Raw genomic sequence first — 15541 nt, 5'->3', positions numbered from 1 at the left:
CTGATGGAGGGTGATGCCATGCAACCCGCACTGACTACAACGATTCCAAGCCGCAAATTCAAACTGACCCTGCTCGGGCCCGCCTTTATCGCTGCCATCGGCTACATAGATCCGGGCAACTTCGCTACCAATATTCAAGCCGGCTCTACTTTCGGCTACCAGCTGCTCTGGGTGGTGGTGTGGGCCAACCTGATGGCCATGGTGGTGCAGACCCTCTCGGCCAAACTCGGCATCGTCACCGGCAAGAATCTGGCTGAGCATATCCGCGACCGACTGCCGAGACCGGCAGTCTGGGCATATTGGGTACAGGCGGAGATTATCGCCATGGCCACCGATCTCGCCGAATTTATCGGCGCCGCCGTCGGCTTCAAGCTGCTGCTTGGCGTGACCTTGCTTGAAGGAGCCTGTATCACCGCCGTGGTGACCTGGGGGATCCTGATGTTGCAATCTCGCGGCCAGAAACCGCTGGAATTCGTGGTGGGCGGTCTGCTGCTGTTTGTTGCGGCGGCCTACATCGTCGAGCTGATCTTCTCCCGCCCCCATCTGCCGAGTCTGCTGGAGGGTGCCCTCTTCCCGGGTCTACCCAACAGTGATGCCGTCTATCTGGCCGCCGGTGTGCTCGGTGCCACCGTGATGCCACACGTCATCTATCTGCACTCGGCGCTGACCCAGCACACTCAGGATCAGGGCTCGGTCAGCCAGCGGCTGCATACCACCCGGGTCGATGTGGCCATCGCCATGACCATCGCCGGCTTCGTCAATCTGGCAATGATGGCAATGGCGGCGGCCGCCTTTCATAGCTCGGGCCACCAGCAGGTAGCGGAGCTGGAGTCAGCCTACCAGACCCTCACCCCGCTGCTGGGTCAGGCGGCGGCCACCCTGTTTGGCCTCTCGCTGGTCGCCTCCGGCATCAGCTCTACCGTGGTGGGGACGCTGGCCGGGCAAGTAGTGATGCAGGGTTTTGTCCGCTTTACCATCCCGCTCTGGCTGCGCCGCGCCATCACCATGACCCCCGCCTTCGTGGTGATCTCCATGGGCTTCAACACGACAGAGATATTGGTATTGAGTCAGGTAATCCTGAGTTTTGGCATCGCGCTGGCGCTGATCCCGCTGCTGATGCTGACCGGTGATCGGGCGCTGATGGGGAAACATCGCAACCATCCGGTCACCCAGGCCATCGGCCGTCTTATCGTTGCACTGGTGATCGGGCTCAATGCCTACCTGCTGGTTGCCATGATCTAGCAACCAGTCACCAAACAGGAGGCTCATTAACACTGGTTAATGAGCCTCTTCGTACTTTGGCGTATGCTGCCGCTTTCTCTTCTCATTTATCGTTGCGGGAGCCTTGCCATGGAACATACCCGAGCCAGCTTCGTACTGGGCCATCATCAGGAGCAGGCCAGCGTGGTCTGCTGCCAGCCCGGTGACACCACGCTGCTGGTCACCGACCTCACCCCCTTTCATCCCCAAAGCCATCTCTGGCCCGATCAGCCGGGAGATGTGGGTCATGCATGCTGGGAAGGGGGCGAAGCCGCTATTGGCCCTTGCCGGATGGGGGCCATCAGCCCTGATGGCAAGCTGTTCGTCGACGCCGATATTCCGGTCAAACGGGGGGCGGAAGGATGGCATTTCGTGGTGGTACACCCGCTTATCGGTGACCACGAGCTGGCCGTCGGCAGTCAGGTCGAGTTGCAGGTCGATAGCGCGGCCCGCCACGCCCTGAGCCTTGGCCATAGCGGTTGCCATCTGGCGGCGCTCGCTCTCAACCGGACTCTCACCCCTTACTGGCGTAAAGAAGTGAGTGAGCGCGATGCACTGGGTCAACCCGATTTCGACCGCCTCGCCATTCAGAGCTCGCGAGTCGAGCCTTGCGGTTCGCGCGAGCAGTACCGCATCGGCAAGAGTCTGCGCAAAAAGGGGGTCAACAACGAGGCGTTGCTGGCAGATTTGGCGCTGATTGAAGAGAAGGTCAACCGGCAGCTGGCCGACTGGATCGCAGCCGGGGGCGAGATCCGCCGTAGCCGCGCTGGCGAGGCGATCATCGATTCGCGCTACTGGCACTGCACGCTGGAAGGCCAGGAGGTGACCATTCCCTGTGGCGGTACCCATGTTACCTCGCTCGCCGAGTTGGGAGAGGTAAGGGTAACGCTCAATCCTGCTGAGGAGGGATTCACGCTCCATACCCAAGTGACAGCGCCGGCAGCATAAGGGCGGGAAACGCGCCACACTGCTGCTGGTCAGCGACAAACTGCTTCATTTTTGGCCAGCGTCTCATTAGAATGCGCCTCCCACAGGAGGCACATCACCCATGAGTAGTACCCATCTGCGCACCACTTCGGATCGGCTCCGCTATCTGGTTCTCTATGAAGGCATTGGTCTGGCCATGGTTGCCCCGCTTATCAGCCAGCTGTTTGGCCAGGGTGTCGCCGAGGTCGGTTCACTGGCGATCTTCTTCTCCATCGTCGCCACTGCATGGACCTATGGCTGGAACCTGCTGTTTGACAAGGCGCTACTGACTCTGTGCGGGCGCACCAACAAGCGCCCTCTTGATCGCTTCCTGCATGCGTTTGGCTACGAAGCGAGCTTTATGATGCTCTCCCTCCCCTGCGTCATGTTCTGGCTCGATCTGGGGTTATGGGAAGCGCTACTGCTGGATCTCGGCTTCGTCGCCTTCTACCTCGTCTACATCATTCTCTTTACCTGGGCCTACGAGCAGATCTGGCCATTGCCAGCGACCGCGCAGCAGACGGCCTGATGCGCAGAGTGCGCTTGCGAAAACCAAGGTAGGGAAGGGTAAAACCGAAAGCCCCAATAAAAACAATGCCAGTCAGCAAGCTGACTGGCATTGGACAAAACAGACTTTAAGACTTACTTGACGGCGTCTTTCAGAGCCTTGCCAGCCACGAATGAAGGCACGTTGGCTGCAGCAATCTGGATCTCTTTACCAGTTTGCGGGTTACGGCCAGTGCGGCCTGCGCGGTGGGTGACCTTGAAGGTGCCAAAACCGACCAGCTGCACAGCATCACCTTCTTTCAAGCTCTGGGTAATACCATTGATGATCTCTTCCAGAGCCACTTTGGCCTGAGCTTTGCTCAGATCTGCTTTGGCGGCAATCGCATCGACAAGTTGAGCTTTGTTCATAACATTTCCTTTATGATCGGGCATTTAGCGCTGGGTCACTCTATGCAAAAAAAAACGCTCAAGCAAAGGCTTTATCGAGCAGGGGGCGTCAAACGCTGGGGTTTTCATCAAGATCTGCGGAAAAAGTCACATTCCAGCCCTGAAAAACCCTGAACCAACCGGCCTCTCATCCTTCAACAAGCTCAATTTGACACCCACCTCAATACCACTTAACAATATCCCGGCAAGCCTATTGACGCTTGGTCAGATTTTCCCTAGTTATAGGGAGTGTCACTGTTCAAACGGCTAGGAAGCCCCATCAATCGCCCGGCCTTGCCCCATGGAGGGATTATGTTGACGAAACTGGAACAGACCAAACAGGCGCTGGCAGGAAAACACAAGGCTATCGACGACTGGCTGGATGCACGGCAAGCCCTGCTGGTCGAATACATGCGGCTGGCTGGCCTTACTCCGGCCCGAACCAAACAGCGATGCCTGCCCAAACCCGAAGAGCTGCAGCACTTCTGTGACAGACTGGTCGACTACGTCAGCGCAGGCCACTTCGAAATCTACAATCACGTGGTCACCGCCTTCGAGCAGGCCAGCGGCGAAACGCTGGAGCTCGCCAAGCGCATCTATCCCCATATCCGTACCAGCACCGAACTGGCTCTCGAGTTCAACGACAAGTACAGCGAGGCCGATGAAGCCCAACTGCTGCTGCTCGATGATGACCTCAATGAACTGGGACCGGTGCTGGAGGAGCGCTTCAAACAGGAAGATCGTCTGGTCAAGGCACTCCATGTGGTGGAATCCCTTAGTGCACAACAGGCTTGAACGCCATTTTCGGAGCAAGTTCAAGATACGGGCAGTCAAGGTGGATTACACTCAAAGCAATGACCATCGGGTCCACACTGATTGCATACAAGGAGATGAGCATGTCTGAGCGCCGCCGTTTTGCACGGATCCTCTACTTGACCATGGCTGAACTCACGCAGGGGGAACGCAAGTGGCGCACTCAGCTTGTCGATATTTCCCTGCAGGGTGCGCTGCTAATCCGGCCTGACGACTGGGTGAGCAATGAGAACAAAGAGTACCAGCTGAGCTTTGTCCTGAGCGGCAGTGACATCGAGATCAAGATGCAGGTAGAGCTGAACCATGAGGCCAGCAAGAAGCTGGGCTTCTACTGCCATCACATCGACATCGACAGCGCCACTCACCTGAGGCGGATGATCGAACTCAATGTGGGCGATGAGGAGCTGCTGCACCGAGAGCTGGAGCAGCTGCTGAGCGAGCATCTGGAACACAGCCAGCCCTGACGTTCCATATTTCCCCGTAATCCCGTAATTAAGAAGAGCGCCTTGGCGCTCTTCTTATTTTCGTTCATCCCAAGACATAGTCTTTTAGCTGCACCGGATTACAGCGCCTCGAGCGCATCAGACAACTTCTTGACCGGTACTACTTCCATCCCTTCGATTGGGTGCTTGGGGGCGTTGGCGTGCGGCACGATGGCGCGACGGAAACCATGCTTGGCCGCCTCTTGCAGTCGCTCCTGACCGGACGGCACCGGGCGAATTTCGCCGGAGAGGCCGACCTCGCCAAACACCACCAGATCCTTGGGCAGTGACTGATCACGGAAGCTGGAGACCATGGCCAGCAGCAGCGCCAGGTCAGCACTGGTCTCTTCCACCTTGACCCCGCCAACCACGTTGATGAAGACATCCTGATCCGCCATCTGCAGACCACCGTGGCGGTGCAATACAGCCAGCAGCATAGCGAGCCGGTTGTGATCCATCCCCACCGCCACCCGGCGCGGATTGGAGAGCTGGGAGTAATCCACCAGCGCCTGCAGCTCCACCAGCAGCGGTCGGGTGCCCTCCCAGATCACCATCACGATGGAGCCGGGAGCCTGCTCCTCTCCCCTGCTAAGGAAAATGGCAGAGGGATTGCTGACCTCCCGCATTCCCTGCCCGGTCATGGCAAAGACGCCAAGCTCGTTGACCGCCCCGAAACGGTTCTTGTGGGAGCGCAGGGTACGAAAACGGGAGTCATGGCCACCGTCGAGCAGCACGGAGCAGTCGATACAGTGTTCCAGCACCTTGGGGCCGGCCAGCGTACCATCCTTGGTCACATGGCCCACCATGAAGATGGCCACGTGGTTCTGCTTAGCATAGCGAGTGAGCAGCGCTGCGGCCTCGCGCACCTGCGAGACGGAACCGGGCGCCGACTGCACATCAGCCACATGCATCACCTGAATGGAGTCGATAACCATGATCTGCGGCTGCTCCTGCTGGGCAATCAGGCAGATCTGCTCGACGCTGGTCTCCGACAGCATCCGCAACTTGTCGGTAGGCAATCCGAGCCGATTGGCGCGCATCGCCACCTGCTGGAGCGACTCCTCACCGGTGACATAGAGGGTTTTCATCCGCTCTGCCAGACCACACATAGTCTGCAGCAGCAGGGTCGACTTGCCTGCCCCCGGGTTGCCGCCGATAAGGATGGCAGAGCCCGGCACCACGCCGCCACCAAGTACCCGATCCAGCTCCTTGAAGCCGGAGGAGAAACGGGGGATCTCGGTGGTAGCTATCTCTGCCAGTGTCTGCACCTGACTGCCAATTGCACCGGCATAACCGGTATAGCGGGCACTCTTGCCGACAGGAGTCACCGACCCGAGGCGCACCTCGGTAATGGTGTTCCACTCCTTGCACTCACTGCACTGACCCTGCCAGCGTGTGAAGTCGGCACCACATTCGGAACAAACATAAGCAGTTTTATTTTTGGCCATTGATAACTCGGGGACAGGATGAATTCCTGCTTGATATACTTGTTTGCGACCGACAGATCAAACCCAGAATCGGAAAAGTGACTTTCCGTGGCAGGAACACATGGATTCAGAACACCAACAATATCTGATTGAACAACTTGTCCCCTTGTTGCGGGAGAAAGATTTCGAGGAGATCTTCAACCGCATGACCCAGGAAGAGAACAGCAACAGCCGTTTTCTGCTCAAAATGGAGCTAAAACGCAAATGCTCTCCGTGCCGCAGGGTCATCGACATGCGCGATGAGCTGGCAGATGAGTGTCTGATCCATGAATTCGACGGCATTACCCACTTCATGCCGGCCGAGGCAATCAACCTGTTCCAGTCCCAGTGCTATCTCTACCGTGACGCCTATACCATAGGAGTCAACGAGGCTCTGCAACAGTGGCAAAAACAGCAGCACCACGCTCGCGTCGATGGCCACCTCACCCCGCCGGCCAGTCCGTTCAGGCAATACGATGTCAACACCATCGCCTTCGCCAGCTATTACGGCCGCCGTCAGGAGCGGATGCACTTCAGCTCGCCAGTGCTGCTCAAGCTGCCGGATGGTGAAAAGCTGTTTGCCAAGAGTTCCGATCTCTCCCTCGGTGGGATGCGCATCTCGGTGCCCTATCTGCCCAGTTACCATACCGGCGCTCAGGTCGAGGTCTTCTTCACCGGGCTGGAGCGCGACAACCCCAACCCGGTACTGCACCAACCGGTCAACTACCAGATCCTCGGGGAAGAGAGCAAAGAGGGGAAATTCTGGCTGCGACTGGTACGCACTGGCGAGCAACCCGCCTTTGACGCTTTTTTGAAAGAGTTCATCGAAGTCAACAAGGTGCGTTACCGGGTCAGCGTCGACTACCTGCTCTCTGCCGCCATCATCAAGGGGTACGAGCAGTTCTACCTGCCACGCATGACCGGCATGCCGCTCTTCTTCGGGACCGGCGACAGCCCCTGCCTCGAGATAGCGCTGCGTACCGAGAACAACCAGCATCTGCTGGAGTACTGGCGTGACGAGAAGAACCGCGATGCGCTGGCGGGGCTATTCAGTGCCGAGCGGATGAAGCGACTCTGCCCCGCCCCCGGTGCCACCAGCGAAACCCTTATTTACTGCTTCACCCACACGGTGCGCAGCCATATCTACTTCTTCTCGGCAACTGCCGAGGAGCTGCGCCAGAGCGGCCTGACAGCCCTCTTCTTCCAAGTGGGCTCACGTCGCCCCAGCTGGCGCGTCTACAAGTTCACGCTGGAGGCGTGCGAACTGCTCGAAGCGGACGTTGGCCAGCTGCAGGGGCTCGAAAACCCGCAGTTGCAGGACATACTGCTGCTCGAGCGCCTCAAGCAGATCGGCTATTGCGGCCTGCTGCAGGAGATCAGTCAGGAGTCCCAGCGCGAAGAGTTCTATCAGGAGGGGGAACCTGGCAGCAACGCCAACGAGTTGCAGCGTTTTGGCCACGAGCAGGGGGTTGCCCCCTTCGAGATCGAGACCCTGCACTATGTCCAGCTGCGCAAGGAGCTGCGCTACATCCACAAGACGGCGGTCGCCATCCACCACAACGGCAAGTCCTGGCTGGGCTGGACCCGCGACATCTCGGCCCATGGCTTGCAGATCGAGCTGGAAGAGGCGTTTGTTGGCGAAAAGAACGATGTGGTGACCATTGCCCTGCCCCGCTTGCAGGAGCTCTCCAAGAGCATGGATTTGCAGCATCTCTCCTATCGGCTGGTCAGTCTCAACATGACCCGCACCGTGCTGCATCTCTGCATCGAGGGGGATTCCGATCGCCACACCGGTCGCCAGTTCTTCAGCCTGCTCATCGAGAGCAACCAGAACAAGCTCAAGGCGGCGCAGGAGCAGCGCCGTTACCGCGGGCTGGCCCGCGCCCTGCGCAACATCTACACCCACCACCTGTTCAACTCGCCGGTCTACATCAACAAGCTGAAGGGGGCCCCCAAACCCGCCTCCATCGGCAAGTCGCTCAAGCCGCGCAGCCTGCAACGGCTGCTCACCGCCTGCGCCGAGCTGCCGGAGCAGGAGAACCTCTATCCGCTGTTTCAGGGAGAGCTGCTCAAGGAGCTGCTTATGACGCCGCTGCGCAGCATAGAGCGGGAGGACAAGCCGAAGGAGGAGGAGGTCTACATCGCCAGCATCCAGACCAGAGCGGGCCTGCCCATCTTCCGCAGCCGTCTCGCCAGCGAGTTCACCGGCGTGAAGGAGAAACGCCAGTTTATCGAGCTGGCACTACAGGAAGGGGAGTTCTACTCGGTGCTGGTCGGCGTCTCCCGCACCGGGCGCCCCGACACCAACTTCATTGCCAACGAGCTGGATTACATCGCCAAATTTGCCATTCACAAGGCGAAAAAGCTGGAGGAGGAGCTCTGGAGCGTCGTCGGGGTCGGCGAGCTGACCGACACCACCCAGGCGACCCTGTTCCGCCTCGGCATCACGCAGCCACTCAACTGATCCCGGCCACAAGAAACAGGGCGCATCATGCGCCCTGTTTTTTTATCACGCGGCCTGCGGATCCAGCAGCCAGTCGAGGATCCGGGGGAAGTGATCCTCCTGCGCCTGCGGCGCGGTCAGCATATTGATATGGTCGTAATCGAGCCGGTTGCCATTGTCCCGGCCAAGCCGGGTATGACGGGTCTTTGAGCCCATCTCGTCGCTGAAACGGCGCACGTCGGTGGGGTGGCCCAGCACCTTGTCCGCCTTGGCCGAGATCATCCAGAGCGGCGGCCAGTTGACCTGGGCTGCTGCCTCATCATAGGCAAAACCGTCGTGCGGATCCTGCCAGGGGCCGCACTTGACCCAGGGGATGGTCTCCTGCAGGTAGCGCAGCGGCTCGTCATCGGCACCAATCTTGAGATCCCGGGCGGCCAGAAAACCACGGCGACGTGCCAGCCAGGGGGCCAGCCGGTTCCAGATTAGATCCACCTTCAACCAGCGCTCGGGATTTTGCACCGACACCCCGCGCTTGGTACCGAAGAAGAGCAGGCTGGCCACCTGCTCCGCCAGTTCGGGAAAGCGCACCAGCGTGGAGGCCATGATGACGCCGCCCCAGGAGTGAGCCACCCAGTGCACCTTGAAGCCGTGGTGGCGCGCGGCAATCCAGCGGTGCAGAGCGGGCAGATCCTCGGTGATGAGTTCATGCTGACCGTGCTCCGCCTGCTCGGCGATGGCGGGGGTACTGAGCCCGCGCCCGCGCAGATCTGCGACATAGACCTGAAAACCGTGGCGAGCCAGAAAGCAGGCCAATCCCTTGCCCGACTCGGTATAGAAGATGCGACCGTTCTCGATGGCGCCGTGCACCATCAGGATGGGTTCACCATGAACGGCCGCCCCCGGCTTGATATGGCGGACGTGCAGTTGATGCTCGCCACAGGGTACAAAGAGTGATTTCTGCAACAATTCCATTTCGATTGGTTTCCTCCATGAAACAATATCAGGGGCGATCCCAGCGCCTTTCGCTACAGGCGCGCGCCGAGAGCAGGCAGAGCACACCCTCCAGATCATGATGATTGAGGGTCGCGGCAGCCTGCGCCCGCACCAGCGGCTTGGCATGGATGGCAATGCCAAGACCCGCCACCGCCATCATTTTGAGATCGTTGGCACCATCGCCGATGGCCACGGTCTGGGAGGGCGCAATGGCATACTCGGCCGCCAGCTGCTGCAACACCTCGGCTTTGACGCTGGCATCGACGATACGCCCGCTCACCTTGCCGGTCAGCAGGCCCCCTTCCACCGCCAGCTCGTTGGCGAAGATGGCATCCAGCCCCAGCTCCCGCTGCAACTGGCCGGCAAAGCGGGTAAAACCGCCGGAAGCGATTGCCACACGCCACCCCGCCTGTTTGAGGGTATCGACCATCAGCTGCAAGCCCGGCATCCAGGGCATCCATGCCGCCACCTCATCGAGGATGGCGACGGGCGCCCCCTCAAGCAGCGCCACCCGATTGCGCAGACTGTCGGCAAACTCCAGCTTGCCCTGCATGGCGGCCGCGGTCACCGCCGCCACCTGATCGCCCACCCCCGCCAGCCGCGCTATCTCGTCGATGCACTCGATGCGGATCGCGGTGGAGTCCATATCCATCACCAGCAGGCCGGGCTCACTCAGGGTAGGCAGCGCGGGCAAATGACAGAGATCGCTCTCCCACTCCCTCTCCTTGAGCGCGACCACCAGCTCGGGCGAGAAGCGGTCGGTACCGAGCAGCAGCAACGGGCAACCCGCTACCTCGGTCGCCGGATAGAGGGTCGCCGCCACCCCGTGCTCAGCCAACAAGGGCGCCAGCTCTTCCAGAGAGGCCGGCCCCAGCGCCTTGCCAAACAGCACCAGCCAGCCAGCCGCAAGGGGCGTCCCGGTCGGTTGCAGGGCATCCGGGGTCAGCTGCCACCAGGGAGAAGATAATAGGTGGGCGGGCCATTCGGATAAGGAGGTGGGGAGCCGGGACAACAACATAAGCGATACGCCTTCCATGGTGATCAAGGGGTTAACAATAGTGGCCCAGAGTAGCGTATTGCTTTTTGCGCAGGCAAGCGCCAAGATCCCGCAACTTCCGGTCAGCATGAGGTCTCGCGCTTGCAGCGTCATCTTCCCATCAAACGTGTGCTCAGTCTGGTAGCCGGCCTGCTGCTCGGCTGCTGGGTACTGGTTGTGCTACTCCATATGCAGGGAGAGAGCCAGGCCGCCCTGCACAGCGAAGCGCGCAACCGCGCCCAGGCGCTGGTCGCCTATGCCGCCCGCGACATGAAGCGCTGGATCAAGGAGGACAACAGCAGCGAGCTGGAGCGACTGGCACGGGATCTGGCGACCGAGCCGGAGATCCTCGATGTCACCCTCTATGATGGACGCGGCATCCCGCTCGCCCAGTCGGAACAGGCCGTACCGCTGGAGAGCCTGCTCCCCATCGGCAGCGACAACAAGTCGATGCCGGAGCAGGGCAAGGGACGCATCCAGTTCGTGCAGGAGATCCAGGACGGAGCCCAGACCCTCGGCTATCTGCGCATCACGCTGGAAGAGCAGCAGATGCTGGCGGACAAAGATACCCGGCTGAAAGTGACACAGGAGAAACAGCGGCTGATGCTGCTGGTCGCCCTGCTGGCCGGCGTACTTATCTCCTACGGCATTCGCCGCAACTACATGCGGGTGCGCAAGCACAAGAAAAAGAGTGCGCCCCCCTCTCCGCCACCGGAAAACTGATGGCCCGGACAGAGTGCAGATAAAAAAACGGCGGCCCGCAGGCCGCCGTTTTTTTATTCGCAAGGAGATTACTTGTCGCCCAGCAGGACGGAATCCAGTGCGATTTCGATCATGTCGTTGAAGGTCAGCTGACGCTCTTCAGAGGTGGTCTGCTCACCGGTACGGATATGGTCGGAGACGGTGCAGATGGTCAGTGCCTTGGCACCGTACTCTGCGGCTACGCCGTAGATACCGGCGGCTTCCATCTCGACACCCAGGATGCCGTATTTTTCCATGACGTCGAACATGGAGGGATCCGGAGTGTAGAACAGGTCGGCGGAGAAGATGTTGCCCACACGCACGGCAACGCCCTTGTTCTTGGCGGCCTGTACGGCATTGGCAACCAGGTCGAAGTCAGCGATGGCTGCGAAGTCGTGATCCTTGAAGCGCAGACGGTTTACTTTGGAGTCGGTACAGGCACCCATACCGATTACCACGTCACGCAGTTTCACATCTTCACGCACGGCACCGCAGGAGCCGACGCGGATCAGGGTCTTCACACCGTAATCGGTGATCAGCTCTTTGGCGTAGATGGAGCAGGAGGGGATACCCATGCCGTGGCCCATTACGGAGATACGACGGCCCTTGTAGGTACCGGTAAAGCCGAACATGTTGCGCACGTCGCAGATCTGCTCGACGTTCTCCAGGAAAGTCTCGGCGATGTACTTGGCGCGCAGGGGGTCGCCCGGCATCAGCACGGTATCAGCAAAGGCGCCATCTTTCGCATTGATATGAGGAGTTGCCATTCTCTTGATTCCTTCACACTTGGGTTGAGTTTTATTGTCTTTATTAAAATTGCCCGCCACCAGAGTGGCGGGCGGGTAAATTACAGGAAGCTGGTACCGTATGCCAGTTTGGGCAGACCGTGGTACGCCGCAATGCTCTGGCCGATATCGGCGAAGGTCTCGCGACGGCCGACGGAACCGGCTTTGACCGGCTTGCCGTAGAACAGTACCGGGATGTACTCGCGGGTATGGTCGGTGCCGCTCCAGGTCGGGTCACAACCGTGGTCTGCGGTCAGCACCACCACGTCGCCATCCTGCAGCAGGTCGAACAGCTCCGGCAGGCGGGAGTCGAAATACTCCAGCGCATCGGCGTAGCCCTTCACGTCGCGACGGTGACCGTAAGATGAATCGAAGTCGACGAAGTTGGTGAAAACGATGGTGTTGTCACCGGCCGCTTTCACCTCTTCCAGGGTGCGATCCCACAGCTCGGTCAGACCGGTACCCTTCACCTTCTTGGTGATGCCCTGCTCGGCATAGATGTCGGCGATCTTGCCGATGGAAACCACCTGGCCACCCGCTTCTTTCATGTAGTCCAGCACGGTCGGCGCCGGCGGCAGCACGGAGTAGTCGTGACGGTTGCCGGTACGCTTGAAGTTGCCTTTGCCACTGCCCACGAACGGACGCGCGATAACGCGGCCAATGTTGTAAGGCTCCAGCAGCTCGCGTACGATGTGGCACAGCTCATAGAGCTTCTCGAGGCCGTAGGTCTCTTCGTGGCAGGCGATCTGGAACACCGAGTCGGCAGAGGTGTAGAGGATCGGCTTGCCGGTCCGCATATGCTCTTCGCCCAGATCATCCAGCACCTGGGTACCGGAAGCGTGGCAGTTGCCGAGGTAACCCGGCAGACCAGCCTTTTCGACGATGGCGTCCAGCAGCTCCTGCGGGAAGCTGTTGGTGTGATCCTTGAAGTAGCCCCACTCGAACAGTACGGGCACACCAGCGATCTCCCAGTGACCGGACGGCGTGTCCTTACCGGAGGAGAGCTCCTGAGCGTAGCCGTAGGCACCGACCACCTCGATATCTTTCTTAAGACCTGCCGGGAAGGTGCCGGAAGCCTGCTCGCAAGCGTGGCCGAGGCCCAGCTTGCTCAGGTTCGGCAGATTGAGGGCACCGCGGCCCTGCGCTTCACCAGCCGCACACGCCTTGGCGATATGGCCAAGGGTATTGGCGCCCGTGTCTCCGAACTTGTCAGCATCGGCGGCAGCGCCGATACCGAAAGAGTCCATCATCAGGATAAAGGTACGTTTCATGGGACTTCCCCTTGTTACAAATCAGCCAGGGTGATACGGCGGTACACTTCAGGCAGTGCCTCGGGCCGCTCGCCACCAATCCGGACAGCTGCCTGCACCATGCTGGCAGCCTGAGCATATTGCTCTTCAGTCTGAGCGTGGATCATGGCGATCGGCTTGTCAGCATCGACGCTCTGACCCAGGCGGATAAAGTCGGTCAGACCAACCGCATAATCAAGTTTGTCACCGGCAGCGCGGCGACCACCGCCCATGGCGACCACGGCCAGACCCAGTTCGCGGGTATCCATGGCGGTCACGAAGCCGCTGTTGGCCGCGAAGACCGGGCGCACGATGGCGGCCTTGGGCAGGTAAGCGTCGTAACGCTCCATGAAATCGGCCGGGCCGCCCAGGCCAGTCACCATGCGACCGAAGATCTCGGCAGCCTTGCCGTTATCCAGCACCGCCTGCAGCTTGGTGCGGGCATCGCGCTCGTCGCTGGCAAGACCGGCGGAGATCAGCATTTCGGCGCACAGCGCCATGGTCACTTCGTGGATGCGCGGATTGCGGTATTCACCGGTCAGGTAGCGCACCGCTTCACGCACTTCCACCGCGTTACCGGCGCTGGAGGCCAGCACCTGGTTCATGTCAGTCAAGAGCGCAGAGGTGCGGCAACCGGCACCGTTGGCCACGGCCACAATGCTCTTGGCCAGCTCTTCGGACGCTTCAAAGGTCGGCATAAAGGCACCGGAGCCCACTTTCACATCCATCACCAGCGCTTCGAGCCCGGAGGCGAGCTTCTTGGAGAGGATGGAGCCGGTGATCATGGCGACAGATTCGACGGTGGCAGTGATGTCACGTACTGCATAGATACGCTTGTCGGCCGGGGCGAGATCGCCAGTCTGGCCGATGATGGCGACACCCGCCTCTTTCACCACTTTCAGGAAACGATCGTTGTCGACCGAGGTCTGGTAGCCGGGAATGGCATCCAGTTTGTCGAGGGTACCGCCGGTATGGCCCAGACCACGGCCGGAGATCATCGGCACGAAACCGCCGCAGGCGGCGACCATCGGGCCAAGCATCAGGGAGACAACGTCACCCACACCGCCGGTGGAGTGCTTGTCGACAATCGGGCCACCCAGATTGAGGTGATCCCAGGTCAATACCATGCCGGAGTCGCGCATGGCGCAGGTCAGGGCAACCCGCTCATCCATGGTCATATCTTTGAAGTAGACCGCCATCGCCAGCGCCGCAATCTGGCCCTCGCCGATGGTGTTGTTGGTAATGCCCTGAACGAAGAATTGAATCTCTTGGGTACTGAGCGCTTCACCGTTGCGCTTCTTGCGAATAATTTCTTGAGGCAAAAACATCTTTCATTCCCTCCGCCATTGCTGGCGTTACACAAGCCTGAATCCTTGCCCGCGCACCACAGGTGGGGGCTTAACAGGGCGAACAGCAGTCCGCCCTCTCATCAACCTATTAGTAACCGCTGGTGTTGGCCGGCTTGTCGCCATGCCCCAGAGTGGCCAGCAGACTGGCCAGCAGGCTGGATGCACCAAAGCGGAAGGTACGGGCGGATACCCAGTCCTTGCCGAGGATCTCTTCGGCCATGGCCAGGTACTGACCCGCCACGGCGGCGTCTTTCACGCCACCGGCCGGCTTGAAGCCAACTTTCGGATTCTTGGCCTTGATCACTTCCATCATGATGCGCGCCGCTTCCGGGGTCGCATTGACCGGCACCTTGCCGGTGGAGGTCTTGATGAAGTCGGCACCGGCCTCGATACAGATTTCGGAAGCGCGACGGATCAACGCCTCTTCTTTCAGTTCGCCGGTTTCGATGATCACTTTCAGCAGCACGTTGGCACCACAGGCCTCTTTACAGGCTTTGACCAGATCAAAACCGATCTGTTCGTTGCCAGCCATGAAAGCGCGGTACGGGAAGACCACGTCCACTTCGTCGGCACCGTAGGCGACAGCGGCACGGGTCTCGGCCACGGCGATCTCGATGTCGTCGTTGCCGTGCGGGAAGTTGGTCACGGTCGCAATGCGCACGTCGGCAGCGCCGATCTCACGCAGGGTCTTGCGAGCGATGGGAATGAAACGGGGGTAGATGCAGACGGCGGCGGTCAGACCGGCCGGTGACTTGGCCTTGTGGCACAGGTCGATCACCTTCTGATCGGTATCGTCGTCGTTCAGGGTGGTCAGGTCCATCAGGTTCAGGGCGCGCTGGGCGGCCAGTTTCAGATCACTCATTCTGTTCTCCAAAGTCTCGATTTGATCCAGATAACCGGGCACCACCACAAGCTCCGAAAAGGAGATAGCAGTAGCAATTCCCAGCTATACGGGAATGGAATTACAGTGCGAAGGCTGAGGCAC

At 59.9% G+C, this 15541-nt stretch carries 15 protein-coding genes; 7 read left to right on the top strand and 8 right to left on the bottom strand.

All coding sequences use genetic code 11. The features are described 5' to 3' along the window. The first annotated feature begins 18 nt into the window (after positions 1 to 18). The 3 genes from WE862_RS07405 (at position 19) to WE862_RS07395 (ending at position 2755) form a co-directional block, all read left to right on the top strand. Positions 19 to 1242, top strand: coding sequence for an Nramp family divalent metal transporter (locus WE862_RS07405; protein ID WP_042030702.1), 1224 nt, complete (start codon positions 19 to 21; stop codon positions 1240 to 1242). Between the two features lie 108 nt (positions 1243 to 1350). Further along, on the top strand, positions 1351 to 2208 hold the full coding sequence (locus WE862_RS07400) for a hypothetical protein (RefSeq protein WP_042030703.1): 858 nt from the start codon (positions 1351 to 1353) through the stop codon (positions 2206 to 2208). A 100-nt stretch (positions 2209 to 2308) separates the two neighbouring features. Further along, positions 2309 to 2755 (top strand): PACE efflux transporter, encoded by a 447-nt coding sequence (locus WE862_RS07395; RefSeq protein ID WP_052448104.1) that lies wholly within the window; start codon positions 2309 to 2311, stop codon positions 2753 to 2755. A 113-nt stretch (positions 2756 to 2868) separates the two neighbouring features. Here WE862_RS07395 and hupA read toward each other — a convergent pair whose 3' ends face one another. Continuing rightward, a complete protein-coding gene (hupA, locus tag WE862_RS07390) occupies positions 2869 to 3141 on the bottom strand; it encodes a nucleoid-associated protein HU-alpha (protein WP_005340484.1) in 273 nt (90 codons plus the stop codon). Positions 3142 to 3471: 330 nt separating this feature from the next. On the opposite strand from hupA, the gene WE862_RS07385 reads away from it, so the two are divergent. Next, positions 3472 to 3954, top strand: coding sequence for an Rsd/AlgQ family anti-sigma factor (locus tag WE862_RS07385; protein ID WP_033112959.1), 483 nt, complete (start codon positions 3472 to 3474; stop codon positions 3952 to 3954). Between the two features lie 101 nt (positions 3955 to 4055). Further along, positions 4056 to 4436, top strand: coding sequence for a PilZ domain-containing protein (locus WE862_RS07380; protein ID WP_041209115.1), 381 nt, complete (start codon positions 4056 to 4058; stop codon positions 4434 to 4436). Between the two features lie 98 nt (positions 4437 to 4534). Here WE862_RS07380 and radA read toward each other — a convergent pair whose 3' ends face one another. Further along, a complete protein-coding gene (gene radA / locus WE862_RS07375; protein WP_042030705.1) occupies positions 4535 to 5902 on the bottom strand; it encodes a DNA repair protein RadA in 1368 nt (455 codons plus the stop codon). A gap of 100 nt (positions 5903 to 6002) precedes the next feature. Between radA and WE862_RS07370 the strand changes: the two genes are divergently transcribed. Further along, a complete protein-coding gene (locus tag WE862_RS07370; RefSeq protein WP_042030707.1) occupies positions 6003 to 8384 on the top strand; it encodes a PilZ domain-containing protein in 2382 nt (793 codons plus the stop codon). 45 nt (positions 8385 to 8429) lie between these two features. Here WE862_RS07370 and WE862_RS07365 read toward each other — a convergent pair whose 3' ends face one another. Both WE862_RS07365 and serB read right to left on the bottom strand, forming a co-directional pair. After that, positions 8430 to 9335, bottom strand: a complete 906-nt coding sequence (locus WE862_RS07365) for an alpha/beta fold hydrolase (protein WP_042030708.1) — start codon at positions 9333 to 9335, stop codon at positions 8430 to 8432. Between the two features lie 28 nt (positions 9336 to 9363). Continuing rightward, positions 9364 to 10374 carry a phosphoserine phosphatase SerB gene (gene serB / locus WE862_RS07360; RefSeq protein WP_042030710.1) on the bottom strand — a complete coding sequence of 337 codons (1011 nt, stop codon included), beginning with the start codon at positions 10372 to 10374 and terminating at the stop codon, positions 9364 to 9366. Positions 10375 to 10494: 120 nt separating this feature from the next. On the opposite strand from serB, the gene WE862_RS07355 reads away from it, so the two are divergent. Next, positions 10495 to 11115, top strand: coding sequence for an AhpA/YtjB family protein (locus WE862_RS07355; protein WP_041209110.1), 621 nt, complete (start codon positions 10495 to 10497; stop codon positions 11113 to 11115). Positions 11116 to 11183: 68 nt separating this feature from the next. Here WE862_RS07355 and deoD read toward each other — a convergent pair whose 3' ends face one another. The 4 genes from deoD to deoC all read right to left on the bottom strand — a co-directional run bounded on the left by deoD (position 11184) and on the right by deoC (position 15418). Then, positions 11184 to 11900, bottom strand: a complete 717-nt coding sequence (deoD, locus tag WE862_RS07350; protein ID WP_005340471.1) for a purine-nucleoside phosphorylase — start codon at positions 11898 to 11900, stop codon at positions 11184 to 11186. 80 nt (positions 11901 to 11980) lie between these two features. Continuing rightward, on the bottom strand, positions 11981 to 13189 hold the full coding sequence (locus WE862_RS07345; protein WP_042030711.1) for a phosphopentomutase: 1209 nt from the start codon (positions 13187 to 13189) through the stop codon (positions 11981 to 11983). Between the two features lie 14 nt (positions 13190 to 13203). Beyond that, a complete protein-coding gene (gene deoA, locus WE862_RS07340) occupies positions 13204 to 14535 on the bottom strand; it encodes a thymidine phosphorylase (protein WP_042030712.1) in 1332 nt (443 codons plus the stop codon). A 109-nt stretch (positions 14536 to 14644) separates the two neighbouring features. Next, positions 14645 to 15418, bottom strand: a complete 774-nt coding sequence (gene deoC, locus WE862_RS07335) for a deoxyribose-phosphate aldolase (RefSeq protein ID WP_042030713.1) — start codon at positions 15416 to 15418, stop codon at positions 14645 to 14647. Between the last annotated feature and the right edge of the window lie 123 nt (positions 15419 to 15541).

It is taken from the genome of Aeromonas jandaei (genome assembly GCF_037890695.1).
Taxonomy (GTDB): domain Bacteria; phylum Pseudomonadota; class Gammaproteobacteria; order Enterobacterales; family Aeromonadaceae; genus Aeromonas; species Aeromonas jandaei.
This window is presented reverse-complemented; position numbering and strand designations above follow the sequence as displayed.

Bases quoted from the DNA above. Each gene is read 5' to 3' on its own strand.
- WE862_RS07405 (WP_042030702.1), top strand. From the start codon at position 19: ATGCAACCCGCACTGACTACAACGATTCCAAGCCGCAAATTCAAACTG.
- WE862_RS07400 (WP_042030703.1), top strand. From the start codon at position 1,351: ATGGAACATACCCGAGCCAGCTTCGTACTGGGCCATCATCAGGAGCAG.
- WE862_RS07395 (WP_052448104.1), top strand. From the start codon at position 2,309: ATGAGTAGTACCCATCTGCGCACCACTTCGGATCGGCTCCGCTATCTG.
- hupA (WP_005340484.1), bottom strand. From the start codon at position 3,141: ATGAACAAAGCTCAACTTGTCGATGCGATTGCCGCCAAAGCAGATCTG.
- WE862_RS07385 (WP_033112959.1), top strand. From the start codon at position 3,472: ATGTTGACGAAACTGGAACAGACCAAACAGGCGCTGGCAGGAAAACAC.
- WE862_RS07380 (WP_041209115.1), top strand. From the start codon at position 4,056: ATGTCTGAGCGCCGCCGTTTTGCACGGATCCTCTACTTGACCATGGCT.
- radA (WP_042030705.1), bottom strand. From the start codon at position 5,902: ATGGCCAAAAATAAAACTGCTTATGTTTGTTCCGAATGTGGTGCCGAC.
- WE862_RS07370 (WP_042030707.1), top strand. From the start codon at position 6,003: ATGGATTCAGAACACCAACAATATCTGATTGAACAACTTGTCCCCTTG.
- WE862_RS07365 (WP_042030708.1), bottom strand. From the start codon at position 9,335: ATGGAATTGTTGCAGAAATCACTCTTTGTACCCTGTGGCGAGCATCAA.
- serB (WP_042030710.1), bottom strand. From the start codon at position 10,374: ATGTTGTTGTCCCGGCTCCCCACCTCCTTATCCGAATGGCCCGCCCAC.
- deoD (WP_005340471.1), bottom strand. From the start codon at position 11,900: ATGGCAACTCCTCATATCAATGCGAAAGATGGCGCCTTTGCTGATACC.
- WE862_RS07345 (WP_042030711.1), bottom strand. From the start codon at position 13,189: ATGAAACGTACCTTTATCCTGATGATGGACTCTTTCGGTATCGGCGCT.
- deoA (WP_042030712.1), bottom strand. From the start codon at position 14,535: ATGTTTTTGCCTCAAGAAATTATTCGCAAGAAGCGCAACGGTGAAGCG.
- deoC (WP_042030713.1), bottom strand. From the start codon at position 15,418: ATGAGTGATCTGAAACTGGCCGCCCAGCGCGCCCTGAACCTGATGGAC.